The organism is Roseateles sp. SL47 (genome assembly GCF_026625885.1).
Taxonomy (GTDB): Bacteria; Pseudomonadota; Gammaproteobacteria; order Burkholderiales; family Burkholderiaceae_C; genus Roseateles.
Genome location: NZ_CP113068.1, coordinates 6,302,657 through 6,318,249, shown reverse-complemented (window position 1 = coordinate 6,318,249; position 15,593 = coordinate 6,302,657). Strand labels below are relative to the sequence as shown.

At 66.5% G+C, this 15,593-nt stretch carries 10 protein-coding genes and 1 pseudogene; 5 read left to right on the top strand and 6 right to left on the bottom strand.

Going from position 1 to position 15,593, the window contains the following annotated elements; translation table 11 throughout:
• The first annotated feature begins 257 nt into the window (after nucleotides 1–257).
• The 5 genes from OU995_RS27165 to OU995_RS27145 all read left to right on the top strand — a co-directional run bounded on the left by OU995_RS27165 (nucleotide 258) and on the right by OU995_RS27145 (nucleotide 8,880).
• On the top strand, nucleotides 258–3,482 hold the full coding sequence (locus tag OU995_RS27165; protein WP_267836401.1) for an efflux RND transporter permease subunit: 3,225 nt from the start codon (nucleotides 258–260) through the stop codon (nucleotides 3,480–3,482).
• The gene (locus OU995_RS27160) at nucleotides 3,472–4,656 is read left to right on the top strand and encodes an efflux RND transporter periplasmic adaptor subunit (protein WP_267833266.1); all 1,185 of its coding nucleotides are present in this window, start codon (nucleotides 3,472–3,474) and stop codon (nucleotides 4,654–4,656) included. Before OU995_RS27165 ends, OU995_RS27160 begins: the two co-directional genes overlap by 11 nt.
• The gene (locus tag OU995_RS27155) at nucleotides 4,653–6,179 is read left to right on the top strand and encodes an efflux transporter outer membrane subunit (protein ID WP_267833265.1); all 1,527 of its coding nucleotides are present in this window, start codon (nucleotides 4,653–4,655) and stop codon (nucleotides 6,177–6,179) included. The genes OU995_RS27160 and OU995_RS27155 overlap by 4 nt, the downstream gene beginning before the upstream one ends.
• Nucleotides 6,180–6,573: 394 nt before the next feature.
• Nucleotides 6,574–7,986, top strand: coding sequence for a pectate lyase family protein (locus OU995_RS27150; protein WP_267833264.1), 1,413 nt, complete (start codon nucleotides 6,574–6,576; stop codon nucleotides 7,984–7,986).
• Nucleotides 7,987–8,232: 246 nt separating this feature from the next.
• Nucleotides 8,233–8,880 carry an antibiotic biosynthesis monooxygenase gene (locus OU995_RS27145; RefSeq protein WP_267833263.1) on the top strand — a complete coding sequence of 216 codons (648 nt, stop codon included), beginning with the start codon at nucleotides 8,233–8,235 and terminating at the stop codon, nucleotides 8,878–8,880.
• A gap of 54 nt (nucleotides 8,881–8,934) precedes the next feature.
• On the opposite strand, the gene OU995_RS27140 is transcribed toward OU995_RS27145, so the two are convergent.
• From OU995_RS27140 to cobO, 6 genes and pseudogenes are all read right to left on the bottom strand, one after another.
• The gene (locus OU995_RS27140) at nucleotides 8,935–9,924 is read right to left on the bottom strand and encodes a hypothetical protein (RefSeq protein WP_267833262.1); all 990 of its coding nucleotides are present in this window, start codon (nucleotides 9,922–9,924) and stop codon (nucleotides 8,935–8,937) included.
• A 108-nt stretch (nucleotides 9,925–10,032) separates the two neighbouring features.
• Nucleotides 10,033–11,079 carry a nicotinate-nucleotide--dimethylbenzimidazole phosphoribosyltransferase gene (cobT, locus tag OU995_RS27135; RefSeq protein ID WP_267833261.1) on the bottom strand — a complete coding sequence of 349 codons (1,047 nt, stop codon included), beginning with the start codon at nucleotides 11,077–11,079 and terminating at the stop codon, nucleotides 10,033–10,035.
• Between the two features lie 115 nt (nucleotides 11,080–11,194).
• Nucleotides 11,195–12,676: pseudogene (locus tag OU995_RS27130) on the bottom strand (cobyric acid synthase); the annotation flags it as partial.
• A 56-nt stretch (nucleotides 12,677–12,732) separates the two neighbouring features.
• Nucleotides 12,733–14,049, bottom strand: coding sequence for an aminotransferase class I/II-fold pyridoxal phosphate-dependent enzyme (locus tag OU995_RS27125; protein ID WP_267833260.1), 1,317 nt, complete (start codon nucleotides 14,047–14,049; stop codon nucleotides 12,733–12,735).
• Nucleotides 14,043–15,008: an adenosylcobinamide-phosphate synthase CbiB gene (cbiB, locus tag OU995_RS27120; RefSeq protein WP_420714780.1), complete on the bottom strand. Its 966-nt coding sequence runs from the start codon at nucleotides 15,006–15,008 to the stop codon at nucleotides 14,043–14,045. The genes OU995_RS27125 and cbiB overlap by 7 nt, the downstream gene beginning before the upstream one ends.
• A gap of 10 nt (nucleotides 15,009–15,018) precedes the next feature.
• Nucleotides 15,019–15,588, bottom strand: a complete 570-nt coding sequence (gene cobO / locus OU995_RS27115) for a cob(I)yrinic acid a,c-diamide adenosyltransferase (RefSeq protein WP_267833258.1) — start codon at nucleotides 15,586–15,588, stop codon at nucleotides 15,019–15,021.
• Nucleotides 15,589–15,593 lie beyond the last annotated feature (5 nt).

Below are 15,593 nucleotides of genomic sequence, written 5' to 3'. Positions count from 1 at the left end.
GCTGAACGCGTGCGCATGCTGCGCGGGCGCAATTGGTGGCGTGCTGCAATCGCGCCGCGTTCAACTTCAGTGGCTCCGAAGTTGCCCCGCCAAGATCTCGCCAACACCTCGCAAACACTCCTCAAACACCCCCGTCACCGCTCCGCAATCACGTTGAAATCGCCCCGCAATGGGCTCCGATTACTGTCCAGCAACAAGCGTGTCTGGCGTCGTACAGACAATTCAACAATGAGAATGACCTTGGGAATCAGATCATGCTGATGGGTGCCGTTCGCGTCGCATTGAGGCGCCCTTACACCTTCCTGGTATTGGCCCTGCTGCTGCTGATCATCGGCCCGTTGGCGGCCCTGCGCACACCCACCGACATCTTTCCGGAGATCAAGGTGCCGGTGATTGCGGTGGCCTGGCAATACACCGGTCTGCCGGCGGACCAGATGGCGGGGCGCATTTCGACGCTGTTTCAGCGCACGCTCACCACCACGGTCAATGACATCGAGCACATCGAGGCGAACAGCTACCCTGGGGTGAGCGTTGTCAAGATCTTCTTCCAGCCCGGGGTCAATGTGGCGGTAGCCAATGCGCAGGTCACGGCCGTGTCGCAGGTGGTCACCCGGCAGATGCCGGCGGGTATCACGCCGCCGCTCATCCTGAACTACAACGCGGCCACGGTGCCCATCCTGCAACTGGCGCTGTCGGGCAAGGGCTTGTCCGAGCAGCAGTTGTTTGACCTGGGTTTCAACACCATCCGCACGCCGCTGGTGACGGTGCCCGGCGCGGCGATTCCGCTGCCTTATGGCGGCAAGCAGCGCCAGGTGCAGATCGACGTCAACCCTGCGGCGCTGCAGGCGCGGGGCCTGTCTGCGCAGGACGTGGCCACGGCCTTGGCCACACAGAATGTGCTGACGCCCATCGGCACGCAAAAGATCGGTGAGCTGGAATACACCCTGCAGCTCAACAGTGCACCGTCCGCCATCGAGGAACTGGGCCAGATCCCGGTGAAGGTCGTGAATGGCAGCACCATCTATATGCGCGATGTGGCGGACGTCCATGACGGCAATGCGCCCCAGACCAACATCGTGCATGTGGATGGCGGCCGGTCGGTGCTGATGTCGGTGCTCAAGAACGGGGCGGCCTCCACACTGGCGATCGTGGACGGCATCCGGTCCAAGCTGGGGGACCTCAAGTCCTCGCTGCCGGAGGCGCTGGAGGTCAAGCCGATCAACGACCAATCCATCTTCGTGCGGGCGGCGGTCAAGGGGGTGGCCATTGAAGGCGCCATTGCGGCGGCGCTCACCAGCGCCATGATCCTGCTGTTCCTGGGGAGCTGGCGGTCCACCATCATCATTGCGGTGTCGATTCCGCTGTCCATCCTCGGCTCCATCATTGCCCTCGCAGCGGTGGGAGAGACCCTCAACCTGATGACGCTGGGCGGCCTGGCGCTGGCGGTGGGCATCCTGGTGGACGACGCCACGGTGACCATCGAGAACATCAACTGGCACCTGGAGCACGGCAAGGATGTGGAGACGTCCATCATGGACGGGGCCCGGCAGATCGTCACACCGGCGTTTGTGTCGCTGCTGTGCATCTGCATCGTCTTCATCCCGATGTTCTTCCTGGAAGGCGTGTCGCGCTTCCTGTTCGTGCCCATGGCCGAAGCCGTGATCTTCGCCATGGTGTGCTCCTTCATCCTGTCGCGCACGCTGGTGCCGACCATGGCCAAGTACCTGCTCAAGCCGCATGCGCCGCTGACGGATGGCCATGGCCACCTGGCGGCGGCACCGTCGCTGAATCCGCTGGTGCGTTTCCAACGCAACTTCGAGGCGCGTTTCGAGCGGGTGCGTGAGGGCTACCACGGGCTGCTGGTGGTGGCGCTCCAACGTCACCGCATCTTCCTGATTGGTTTTGTCGTGGTGGTGCTGGCCTCCTTCGCGCTGGTGCCCTTCATCGGCAGCAACTTCTTCCCGCAGGTCGATTCCGGCCAGATCCTGATGCATGCCCGGGTGCCGGTGGGAACACGGGTGGAGGAAACGGCTGCGCGTTTCGCCAGGATCGAAGACGCCATCCGCCGGGTCATTCCTTCCGACCAGATCGAAACCCTGGTGGACAACATCGGCCTGCCGCCGTCCAGCATCAACCTCACCTACAACAACACCGGTGTGATGGGCTCGCAGGATGGTGACGTGCAGATTGCGCTGAAGGAGGGCCATGCGCCCACGGCGGACTATGTACGCCGGCTGCGCGAGGTGCTGCCACGGGAATTTCCGGACACCACCTTCTCCTTCCCGCCAGCGGACATCGTCAGCCAGATCCTGAACTTCGGCTCGCCGGCGCCGATTGACGTGCAGATCCGTGGCCGTGATGTGGAAGGCAACTTTGCCTATGCGCAGCAACTGCTCAAGCGCATCAAGGCGATTCCTGGTGTGGCCGATGCCCGCATCCAGCAATCCAACAAGGCGCCGACCTTCAATGTCAATGTGGACCGCACCCAGGCCCAACTGCTGGGCCTGAGCACCCGTGATGTGGCCAACAGCCTGGTGGTGAACCTGGCCGGCAGCAGCCAGGTGGCGCCGACCTACTGGCTCAATCCGGCCAATGGCGTCAGCTACGCCATCGTCATGCAGACACCGCAGCATCAGCTGGACTCGCTGGCGGCCCTGGGCAACCTGCCGGTGGGCAATGGCAGTGCGGCGGCCACGACCACGCTGGGCGGCCTGGCCGAGCTGCAACGCACCACCAGCAGTGCGCTGGTCAGCCAATACGACGTGCAGACCATGGTGCAGATCCACGCCACAACGCAGGACCGCGACCTGGGCGCCGTGGCCCGCGACATCCGCAAGGTGCTGGCGGACAGCGCGGCTGACGTGCCCAAGGGGTCGAATGTGCAGTTGCTGGGCCAGGTCCGCACCATGGACCGGGCCTTCTCCGGCCTGCTCTTTGGCCTGCTGGGTGCGGTGGTGCTGATCTACCTGCTCATCGTGGTGAACTTCCAGTCCTGGCTGGACCCGGCGGTCATCGTCTCCGCGCTGCCGGCGGCGTTGGCCGGCATTGTGTGGATGCTCTTTGCCACCCACACCACCTTGTCGGTGCCGGCGCTTACCGGGGCCATCATGTGCATGGGCGTGGCCACCGCCAACAGCGTGCTGGTCATCAGCTTTGCACGAGAACGGCTGGACGAACTGGGCGACGCCACGGCGGCGGCGCTGGAGGCGGGTTTCGTGCGCTTCCGTCCGGTGCTGATGACGGCCCTGGCCATGGTGATCGGCATGCTGCCGATGGCGCTGGGCCTGGGTGAGGGCGGTGAACAGAACGCTCCGCTGGGCCGCGCGGTCATCGGCGGCCTCGTGTTGGCCACCTTTGCCACGCTGGTGTTTGTGCCGGTGGTGTTCAGCCTGGTGCATCGCCACCACCGTCCCAAGACTTCCGACCCGTCCGCCGAAGCCGCCGCGATGCTGCCGGCAGGAGATGCTTCCCATGCGAACTGACGCCCCCACTACTTCCCGGCTGCCCCTGGCCGCTGCCCTTGCTGCCGCCGTGGCGGTGCTGATCGTTGCTTGCGGGCTGTGGGCGCGCCAGTCCAGCGCGCAACAGCTGCAAGCCAGTGCCGACGAACGCGGCCAGCCCAGCGTCAACGTCATCACGCCCAAGCCGATGACGGCGGGCACGCTGGAACTGCCGGCCCGTATTGAAGCCTGGTCCCGGGCGCCGATCTATGCCCGGGTCAGCGGCTACCTCAAGCGCTGGAATGCGGACATCGGCGCGCCGGTCAAGGCCGGCCAACTGCTCGCGGAAATCGAGACACCGGATCTGGACCAGCAACTGGCGCAGGCACGGGCCGAGCTCACCACGGCGCGCAGCAACGCGTCCCTGGCGGCCAGTACGGCCAAGCGGTGGCAGTCGCTGCTGGAATCGGACTCCGTCTCGAAACAGGAAGTGGATGAGCGCAGCGGTGACCTTGCCGCCAAACAATCCACCGCCAATGCGCTCCAGGCCAATGTGGACCGCATTCAGGCGCTCAAGCAGTTCACTCGTCTCACGGCCCCCTTCGACGGCATCATCACCGCGCGCAACACCGACGTGGGGGCGCTGATCAACGTGGGCGGCACGCCCGGCAGCGAGCTGTTTGTGGTGTCGGACGTGCGCAAGTTGCGGGTCTACGTGAATGTCCCGCAGCGCCAGGTGACCCTGGTCACACCCGGCGCGCGCGCCCAGCTCATGGTGCCGGAACGGCCGGGGCAGAGCTTCAGCGCGACGGTGGAGTCCTTGTCCCGGTCGATCAACACCGGCACGGGCGCCATGCTGGTGCAACTGGTGGTCGACAACACAAAGGGCGAGCTGCTGCCCGGCGGATTTGCCACGGTGCGCTTCGCGGGTGATGCGCAGGCGGCAGTGTCCAGCACCGCCCCCAGCGTCAGCCTGCCGCCGGGCGCAGTCATCATCAACAAGGCCGGCGTTCAGGTCGCCACGGTCGATGCGCAGAACCGGGTGCAATTGCGCAAGGTGACCATGGCCCGTGACCTGGGCAACGTCATTGAAATCAGTGCGGGCCTGAGCGCGCAGGACCGCGTCATCGAGAACCCGCCGGATGGCATCTCCAATGGCGACACGGTGCGGGTGAACGCCGAGGCAGCGGTGCCTGCCGCCAAGGGGCGCACGTGAGGCCGCGCCGCATCACTGCAGCCTTGCTGCCCGCGTTGCCCGCGTTGCCCGTGTTGGCGGCACTGACGGCGCTGGTCGTCGGGGCTGGTCTCACCGGCTGCGCGCAGGCGCCCCAGGTGGATATGCCGGCATTGCCGCAGGCGACGGCCTTCAAGGAAGCCCAGTCCCCCTGGGTGGTCGCGGGCTCCGAAGCACCGCTGGCCTGGGACGGATGGTGGAAGGTGTATGGGGACGCCGAACTGGATGGGCTGCAGCAACGGCTGATCGACAACAGCCCGGACCTGGCGGCGGCACTGGCGCGTTATGACCAGGCGAGGGCCGCCACGGAAACATTGCGCGCTGCGCAATCACCGACGTTCAACAGCTCGCTGAATGTCCAGCGGGACCGCCAGTCCGAATTGCGTCCATTGCGGGTGCTGGGCCCCAACTCTCCGGATTGGTACAACAGCGCGACGCTGGGCCTGGATGCCAGCTATGAGCTGGATCTGTGGGGGCGGGTGCGTCAGCAGGTCGCGGCGGGTGTCGCGGCCGAACAGGCGGCTCGTGCCGACCTGGCGGCTGCGCGGCTGCAACTGCAGGCGCAATTGGCGGACAGCCTTGTGGCGCTGCGCGGCCTGGACCGCGACGATGCGCTGCTCAAGGAAGCCGAGGAGGCCTATGCGAGGGCGCTGGACCTCATCCAGCGACGGCATCGGGCCGGTATTGCTTCGGGCCTGGACCTGGCGCGTGCGCAGGGGCAACTGGAAGCCGCGCATTCCCAGCGCCGCCAGTCTCAGGCGCAGCGGGCGGTGCTGGAGCACGCCATTGCCGCGCTGGTGGGGGCCAATGCGTCGACCTTCTCGATGGAACCGAAGGTGATGGACCTGGGCATTCCGGTGATTCCGACGGGGGTGCCCTCCACGTTGCTGCAACGTCGCCCGGACATTGCGGCGGCGCAGCGGCGGGTGGAGGCCGCAACGGCCACCCTGGGTGTGGCGCGCACGGCGTATTACCCGTCTTTCACCCTGAGTGCCCAGGGCGGATTCCAGACCAGCGACCTGGGCCGGTTTGTGGAGGCGCCCAACCTGTTCTGGGCACTGGGCCCGACCTTGGCCTTCAACTTCTTTGATGGAGGCCGGCGCAAGGCGGAGGAGGCGCGTGCCACGGCGGCATTGGATGAGACCACGCAGCGATATCGGAGCACGGCGCTGACAGCCTTCCAGCAAGTGGAAGACCAATTGGCGCTGCTGGACCGCTATGGTCAGGCATTGGAGAACGAACGCGCGAATGTGGCGGCGTCGGACCGATCCCTGGCGCTGGCCACCAACCGCTACAAGGCGGGGGCGGCGAATTATCTGGAAGTGGTGACGTCGCAAACCGCGGGGTTGACTGCCAAGCGCAGCGCGAATGACTTGGCAACCCGCCAGCAGCGCGCCTCGATTCAATTGATTCGCGCATTGGGTGGTGGCTGGGAAATGGTGGAATCCAATTCGCACACGTCCTCCAGTGCTTCGCTGAGTCAGCCCCGGAATTCTTCAAATTAGCCCACCCCCAGTCCACTGCCGTACCACTCCCCCGCCCATTCCTCCAAGCCCCTACTTCGAGTGTCAGTTTCGGTAAAACCCGAAGCAGTCGGGATACAAACACTGGCCGCGCGCAGTCTGCTCCGATAGCCTGCGCGTCGATCTCGGCAAGGCACCCTTAGGTCGCCAACCGAATCATGGCCGACCCGCCTTTCAGTGCAGTCCGGTGGCCCCTGCAGAGCCGCTTTGCATGACTTGCTGACGGAACCGGTCATTCCCTGTCCACATTGCAACCGGTTGACCTGTCTGGAGCGGCAGGCGCCTGGTCTGACGCGAGCCTTGGAGCGAATCCCTGATGGCTCGGGTCGGCGCGAGCGTGGGCGGATCAATGAAACGAAGCACTCTGGGAGTTTTCATGAAAGCAATGCAACCGCGCCACCGTCTGGCGCTGATCGCCATCGCCTGTGGCGCCATGGCCCCTGCTGCCTTTGCGGCGGACTGGCCGTCTGGTTTCTCCAAGTGCGCTGATGAAGGCGGCACCTGCAAGCTCGGCTCTACCAGCACCACGCGTCAGGTGTCGTTTGGCCTGAAGGACAAGTGGGTGTTGAAGACCTTCACCGGCACTTCCATTGCCTGTACCAGTGCCAATTTTGGCAATGCGGATCCCAACAGCGGCAAGGCTGAAAAATGCGCTGTGGGTCCTGAGACCACTGCTCCTGCACCTTCTCCGGCTCCGGCACCGTCCCCGGCCCCCGCTCCTTCCCCGGCTCCGGCTCCGTCGCCTGCTCCCGCTCCGGCTCCGGCCCCTTCGGGCGCCAGCGGCGGCTTTGCCGGCACCGTGACCGGTGGTGGCAGCAAGACGCCTGTGACCGTGACGACCGCAGCCGCCATGCAGGCGGCCATCGACAGCTACAGCGGTACCGGTGGTCTGGTGATCAACTACAGCGGTACCTTCGATTTCAACACCATCCCCGACCCCTGCACCCAGTGGAAGAAGGCGGCTGGCGCGATTGTTGAAATCAAGAACAAGAGCGACATCACCATCCAGGGCGTGGACGGTTCTGCGGCCAACTTTGGCCTCGCGATCAAGGCGGCGGCCAGCAACATCATCATCCGCAACATGACCATCGGCCTGCTGCCGGGTTCCATCGATGCCATCGGCATCGAAGGCCAAAGCGGCAAGTATCCGGGCTACATCTGGGTGGACCACAACACCTTGTTCAGCTCGCTGGCCGAATGCTCCGGTGCGGGTGACCTCGAGTTTGACGGCCTGGTGGACAACAAGGCCGGTGCACACCACCTGACCTACAGCTACAACTACATCCACGACCACCACAAGGTCGGCCTCATCGGCTCCAGCGACAGTGATGCCAGCGACCGCTACATCACCTTCCACCACAACTACTACTACAACGTCGGGTCGCGCGTGCCGCTGCAACGTGGCGGCTACACCCACATCTACAACAACCTGTTCTCCAACATCGTCACCTCCGGCGCCAACATCCGCATGGGTGGTTATTCTCTGATCGAGGCCAACTACTTCGAGAACTCGCAGAACCCGGTCACCTCGCGTGACAGCTCGGCCATCGGTTATTGGGAACTGCGCAACAACAACATCAAGTCCAAGGCCGACTTTGCCACCTACGGCATCAAGTGGGTGGCCAGCGATTCGTCGCCCACCCGCGACGCCACGGACTGGGTCAGCACCGCCACCTTCCCGGTGGGCATTCCCTACAGCTACACCCCGCATGATGCCGCTTGTGTGAAAGCCAAGCTGCCCAGCGTGGCGGGCGCCGGCAAGTCGCTGGCGACCTTGAGCTGCAACTGAGCTGCAGTTGAGTTGCCGCAGCGCTGCAACCAGGCGCTGAATTCAGCATCGCCCGCCAGTGAGGGGGCATGCCGATGAGGTGCCCGACTGTGGAGCCCACGGGGACGTGCCCAGCCGGGACGTCCCCGTTTTGTTGTCGGGGCCTGTGCCGCATGCGGGATGGGTGAATGGCATCCCCGCCAGTGGAAGACCCGCCTCCTCCATCCTGGGGTGGGCGATGTGCCGATCCCGATGCACGATCCGGCGATGAACCCGACTCTCCCTGACGCCGACGGCCACGGCACGGACGACCGCCAGCCGTCGCTGCGGACGGCCGCGCTGCCGCAAGTGGCCGCCCGCGCCTTGCCGCGCCCGGACATGATCACTGCCGTCATTCGCCAGCGGGTGCGCGCCGACCACCGCCCCGCCTACGAGGCCTGGCTGCGTGAAGTCATCCCGATTGCGGGCCGCTTTCCGGGCCATCGTGGTGTGCAGATCGTGCCGCCCGGGCCTGGTGCGCTGGACTACACCATCACCATCCACTTCGACACCCTGGCCCATGCCGAGGACTGGTTCGGCTCCGAAGCGCGGCAAGCCTTGCTGCAGCAGGTGCAACCGCTGCTGGACGCGCCGGAGGAAGTGAAAACGGTGACCGGCCTCGAATTCTGGTTTGAGTCACCCGCGTCGGTGCCGCCCCCACGCCGACTCAAGCAGGCGCTGGCGACCCTGTCGGTCATCTTTCCGCTCACGTCCCTGCTGGGCGGGTGGCTGGCGCCCCAGTTCCATGAATGGCTGCCCAGCCCCTGGGGGCGCTTGGCCGGCAACCTGTCGGTGGCCACCATCACGGTGGGCTTGATGACCTACGTGATCATGCCGCGCTACACCCGGCTGATTAGCCGCTGGTTGTCGACCTAGTGTGCCCAGTCATTGCGCCGATCGTCCGGACGCCGGTCGATCGATCGCCCCTCGTCAGGGGTTCTGCGGCCATTCCGCTGCCTGCGCGGCATCACGTGCCGCCCGCTGCCGCCAGAGCATCAAGGGCAGCAATCCGGCCAGGGCCAGCAGCCAGGTGGCTGGTTCCGGTGTCACCAACGGGGCCACCGACAACAGATAGTTGACCCCGGTGCGCGACGACACCGAGTAATCCAGCACCGTGCCGTCCCGCGCCGTCACCTGGGAGATGCCATTCCAATAGAGCCCGGGGGATTCATCGGTGTAGGCCGCGCCGTTGGTCGAGATGCCGGCAGCGTTCAGATCGCTGGTCAGCAGCATGTAGAAGTCCAGCGGCACCTCATAACCCAGCGGAAGCTCGGCGACGAAATTGAACACCCCATAGGTCCGGCCATTCGGCCCGCTGCCGGTCTGATAACTTTCCAGCAGGGTCGAGCCGTCGTAATTCAGTGTCTTGTAGGTGTCCCAGGACGCGAAGTGATCATCGATGCCCAGCACAAACAGCGTGTTCAGATCACCCGCCTTGCCCTGCACACCCCCCGGCACGGCGGTCGAATCCAGGAACGTCTCGCTGGTGCCCAGCAGCATCACGCTGAAGTGCAGCCGTGCAACACCCTCGGTGGTGTTGGCGTTCAGGGTCAGCCCGTCGCCCAGATAGGCCTCGGCCCGTGCGGACGCGGACCCCGGGCCGGCGAAGGCCGTGCCCAGGGACCCCGACACCGACCCCACCCCCAGGGTGGTGGTGGCAAAGGCGCTGGAGACGGAAGGTTCCCCAGCGCCCCCGCCGATCACCGCCGCAAAGGCCGACGACGGTGCGCTGCCGCTGCCGGTGGATCCATCACTCTGGCTGTTGCCGCCCGCCGTCACCGTCACGCTCTGGAAGGAATCCGGCGGTCGGTTGAATTGGGCCAGGGCGGAGCCCATGCCCAGTGTCAGCGCAAGGGCCAACGGCGCGAGCCGAGCCCACCGTTCAAACCGTGGGACCAGGTTGCTGATGGAACTCTTCATGACACTCCCTGAGATGGCTTCACACCGTATCGACGTACGGTGCGGCACAGCAAGAAGCCTGAGGCCCGCGCCACGCTCAGGGCATCCTCAATGTTGAGGATGACGGTGTCAGTGCCTGTCGCTCACCCCGGCGCTGTCAAAGCTGGCCATGTCGGACAGCACCTGGCAGGCCGACACCAGCAGCGGCCAGGCCAGTGCGGCGCCGGAGCCTTCGCCCAGGCGCAGGCCCAGATCCAGCAGCGGTTGCGCTTTGAGCGATTCCAGCATCAGCCGGTGGCCCACCTCCTGCGAGCGATGGGCAAACACGCAACGCTCCAGCACCGCCGGTTGCAGCCGCGAGGCCACCAGCACGGCGGCACCGGTGATGAAGCCGTCCACCACGATCACACGCCGTTCCAGCGCCGCCTGCAGGACCGCCCCCACCATCATCGCGATCTCCAGGCCGCCCAGCGCAGCCAGTGCCGCCAGCGGCTCGGTGGCGCGAGGATGGCGCTGCAGGGCGCGTGTCAGCACGTCCAGCTTGTGCTTGAGCTGCGCATCATCCAGCCCTGTACCGCGGCCCACGCAATCGACCAGCGGATATCCCCCCAGACGCGACAACAGCAGCGCCGCCGACGAGGTATTGCCAATGCCCATTTCACCCAGCAGCAGCACATTGCCGGGACGCTTCTGCAGCAAGGTCTTGCCGGCGGCCACGGCGGTGGCGCATTGGTCGGTGGTCATGGCCGGGCCGGCCAGCATGTCCCCTGAGCCCATGGCGATCTTGGCGATCAGCAGGCCGGCGCGCGGTTGGAACAAATGCTTCACGCCTGCATCCACCACGCTCAGCGCCAGCCCATGCTGGTGGGCCAGCACCGACACGGCGGCGCCTCCGGACAGGAAGTTCTCCACCATCTGCCAGGTCACCTCCGGCGGAAAGGCAGACACCCCGTGGGCGGCAATGCCGTGGTCGGCCGCAAACACCATCATCTGCGGCTCCACCAGCGCGGGTGTCTCGGTGCCCAGGATCACCCCCAGCCGCAGCATCAGGTCTTCCAGGCGGCCGAGCGAGCCCAGCGGCTTGGTCTTGCGATCGATGCGGTGCTGCAGCCGGGCGGCCAGGGCACTGTCCTGCAGCGACGCAATGGTGGGAATCAGTTCTTCAGCGGTGGTCATGACGGTGACGAAGTAAGGAATCGGGAGCCGCAGGAATGTCATGGGGGGCGGGACATTCCGGCAGGAGGGGCAGAAGGGGCAGGGGCGGTGGGGCGTTGGAGGGGGGCACAGGGTTGAGCAAGCCCGCCAGAACTCCGGGCGCGAAATGCTGGTCCACATAGTCGGCCAGTTCATCAAACACCTGCTCCAGAGGCCGGACCGGACGCTGGAACAGCGCCGTGAGCAGGCGCTCGTCTTCAAACATGCCGTGCAGGTAATGGCCCAGCACAGGGCCCTGCTGCCAGCCGATGACCTCGCCACGGTCATCTTGCAGCACCGGCGTGGCCGCCGCGAGCGAGGGGTGCTGAGCCGTGCGGCCATGGTGAATCTCATAACCCTGTGCCTGAAGGCCGCTCAGGGCGGCCCACGGGCCGGTCATCGAAGCGACGAATTGCGCCTGGGTGTCGCGCAGCAGCTTGTCGCGCTCGAATTGCGTCACCAGCGGCAGCAGGCCCAGGCCGGGCGCATTCCCGTCCAGGCCGTGGGGATCGATCAGGGCCTCGCCCAGCATCTGCAGCCCGCCGCAGATGCCCAGCACCGGACGGCCGGCGGCCGCATGGTCGGCAATGCGGCGGTCCAGGCGCTGCTCGCGCAGCCAGGCCAGATCCGCCGCCACCGCCTTGGAGCCGGGCAGGATGATCCAGTCGGCATCCATCAGATCCGCTGGCGTGCGGGCCCACACCAGGCGCACCCCGTCCAACTGGCGCAGCGGCTGGAATTCGTCCAGGTTGGACAGGCGTGGATAGGCCACCACTGCCACCCGGCAATGACTGCCGGTGCCGGTGCTGCGGTCGTCAAAGACGCCGTCCTCTTCCGGCAGGCCATGGCCGCGCCACATCGGCAGCGTGGCCACGGTCGGCACGCCGGTGAGGGATTGCAGCATCTCCGGGCCGGGGGCCAGCAAGGTGGCATCGCCCCGGAATCGGTTCAGCACAAAGCCCCGGATCAAGGCACGCTCATGCACCGGCAGCAATTGGTGCGTGCCGAACAGATGGGCAAAGGCTCCGCCGCGATCGATGTCGCTCACCAGCAGGCAGGCGGCATCGGCGGCCAGGGCGGTGCGCATGTTCACGTAATCGCTGGCATGCAGGTTGATCTCGGCCGGTGAACCAGCCCCTTCAATCACCACCACATCGTTCTGTGCCAGCAGTGCCTGCAGCGCTGTGCGGGCATGGGCCCACAGGGATTCGCTGCGGGCGCGCCATGGCGCCCGGGTCAGCGCCTCGTCCACCTCGCCCATCACCACCACTTGCGAAGTGGTGTCCTTTTCCGGCTTGAGCAGCACCGGGTTCATGTGTACGTCCGGACGGGCACGTGCCGCCAGGGCCTGGAAATACTGAGCGGATCCGATTTCTCCCATGCGCCCGTTCAGACCGGGCACCACACGGGCGTTGTTGCTCATGTTCTGCGCCTTGAACGGCGCCACCCGCAGACCCTGGCGGGCATACCAGCGGCACAGCGCGGTCGTCAGGAAGCTCTTGCCAGCGCCACTGGTCGTGCCCAGCACCATCACCGCGCGGCCACGGGTGCCCGGGCGAATGGGGGCGGGTGTGTCCATGCCAGCGTGGTGGGCTGAATCACCAGCGCCTGCGGTGCAGGTGTCGGGGGGGACGGTCACGCGGGATCCTCCGGGGAATCAAGGGTGGGCGGCAGCGAAGGGGCTTCACTGCGCCGACGGGAAACATGGTGAGGGCCCAGCACCTGATGCAGCGCACTCATCAGGGCCAGCAGCGCCTGGGGCGTCTGCACTGACAGCCGCACCCAACCCGGGTAGCCGAAGGAACTGGCGTCACGCAGCTTGATGCCGTGCAGGCGCAGGGCCTGCAGCAGAGCGGCTGGTGTGGTCGGTAGCAGGCGAGCGGGTTGCATCGCAGGGATCGCAGCGGGGGGCGGTGGGGCGATGGGTGAAGGTGAAGGTGAGGGCGAGGGTGGGCTGGGGGGCGTGGCAGACGGAGGGGGCGTCGGCAGCACCAGCTGCCGCACCGCCCCCAGGTCCAGGTTCAGATCCAGCGCCGGATCGAGGTCCAGGTCTGTTCTCGCATCCAACTCCGGCAGACGCGCCATCCAGAACGGCGTCACGCTGCCGGCCAGGGCCTCAAAGCCCCAGGTGGCCAGCCGCAACTGCTGGTCCTGCACCCATTCGAGCAACACGCGGTGGGACTCGGCCAGTTCCTCTTGAACCTCCGACTGGGCCCAGGCGCGCAGCAGGGCTTCCCCCTCGGCTGACAGCACCCAGCTGGCCGCCAGCGATTGCACACGCGGGCGCCAGTCGTCGACGACCGGTGCCAGCAGATAGGCCGCCCGCACGCCGGTCAGGCCCAGCGCCTTGTTGGGGCAGATCAGGCGCCAGAGCCGGTCCGCCTGCGACGGCGGCAGGGACGAAGCACCCCGCAGCCGCAGCGGCTCATACGCCTGGTCCACCACCACATGGCTGCCGGAGGCACGCTGCGCCTCGTCGAGGGCGGCCCAGTCGGCCGCATTCAGGGTGCTGCCGGTGGGATTGCAGGGGTCGCAGATCCAGACCAGGCAGGGGCGGTCCATCGTCTGAACCAGCTCCTGGCGATTCCGGTAGCCCACCACCGCCAGTCCCAGTGTCAGTGCGGCCACCTGGTAGTCGCCGAAACCCGGTTGTGGCACACACACACGTGTCACACCCGCCAGCAGGGCGGCCAGGCTGATCCGGCGGATGGCTTCCGCGCCGCCAGCGGTCGGCAGGACACGGTCCGCGCTCACCGCATGCCAGTCGGCCAGATGGGCCCGCAGTGCGGTGTAGGTCGGGTCGGGATACCGCTGACGGTCTGCCGCCAGCACGGCATCCAGCACCGCCGGGGGCGGGCCCAGCGGATGCGCATTGGTCGAGAAGTCGTAGTGCACCGGCGGGCCAGCATCGGTGCCGCCATGGTCGGAAGGGCGTGTGGCGTCGGTCACCATGGTGTCAGGCCCCTCATGCCGGCCGCCCAGACGGCCAGGACACTCACACAACCCACCAGGGCCCCGCTGGCCAGGCGCTGGGCGGCGGCCATGTCCGCTGCCTGGACCGCTGCGCCTGCCGCATGGAGTTGATAGTGCCCCGGCTTGGTCAAACGCCGATCCAGGCGCAGCGCCATGGCGCCCATCGGCCAGCCGCCATTGGGCGACGGCGTCTGCCCGGCTTCCCGCCACAGCGGGCGCAGCAGGCCGGGCCGCCAAGCCACCAGCATCAGGCCGGTCAGCCGGGCAGGCAGATAGGACAAGAGGTCGTCCACGCGCGCCGCCCATTTGCCGGCCCATTCCCACGGGCCCCGATAGCCCCACATCGCATCGGCGGTGTTGGCAAAGCGATAGAGCGCTGCTCCCGGCAGGCCCGCCACCGCAAACCAGAACAGCGGGGCCACCACCGAATCGTTGAGGTTTTCCGCGAGGGTCTCGATGGCGGTTTCACGCACTTCGGTGGCGGTCAGCACCGTAGTGTCCCGGCTCACCAAGCGCGAGAGCTGCTGTTGGCCTGCGTCCAACGACTGCGCCAGCGCGGTTTCCACCGCCGCCACTTCCTCTCGCAGCATGCGCCAGGCCAGCATGGGCTTGAGCAGCAGGCCCAGCACCCCCGCCGCCAGCAGCATCGGCCCCATGCCGGACCAGGGGGCGATCAGGTGCCAGACCAGCCATTCCGCGCCCAGCGCCAGGCCCACCACCACGGCAGCGCCCAGCAGCCAGGCGACGGCGCCGCCCACAAAGGCGCCACCTGGCGAGCGTGACTGCAGCCACTGCCGCCACAGGCCCAGATATCGGCCCATGGCCACCACCGGATGGAGCCGCACTGGCGGCTCGCCCCACAGGCGGTCCACTGCCATCGCCACCAGCATGGCCAGGGGCAACAGCAACGGGAGCCACACGGGGGTGGAGGTCATCATCTGCTCCGCGTCAATCTTCGATGCCGCGCTGCGCGGGCACGCCTGCGGTGAAGTGATGCTTCACCTGGGTCATCTCGGTGACCGTGTCCGCCAGGTCGACCAGTTCCTGCGGCGCATTGCGGCCGGTCAGCACCACATGCACATGCGAGGGGCGATCCTTCAGCGTCTGCAGCACCGGCTCCAGTGGCAGCCAGCCATACCGGAGCGGGTACATGATCTCGTCCAGCACCACCAGAAAGTGCTCACCCGCGTCGATGGTGGCCTTGGCGCGTTCCCAGCCGTCCCGCGCCAACTGAGCCGAATGCTCCAGGTCCTTGCTCTTCCAGGAGAAACCGTCACCCAGGCCTTCGATGGGAATGCCGAGGGTCTCGAACATCCGATGTTCTCCAAAGCGGGCGCTGGGCACCTTCATGAACTGGTAGATCTTCACCAGCTTGCCGCGCCCATGGGCCCGCAAGGCCAGGCCGAAGGCGGCCGTGCTCTTGCCCTTGCCGTTGCCGGTGTGAACCAGGATCAGACCCCGGCGCTCGCCGGACGGGATGATGCGTTCGCGATCGACGGGCGGTTGTTCGATTTCCATGGGGG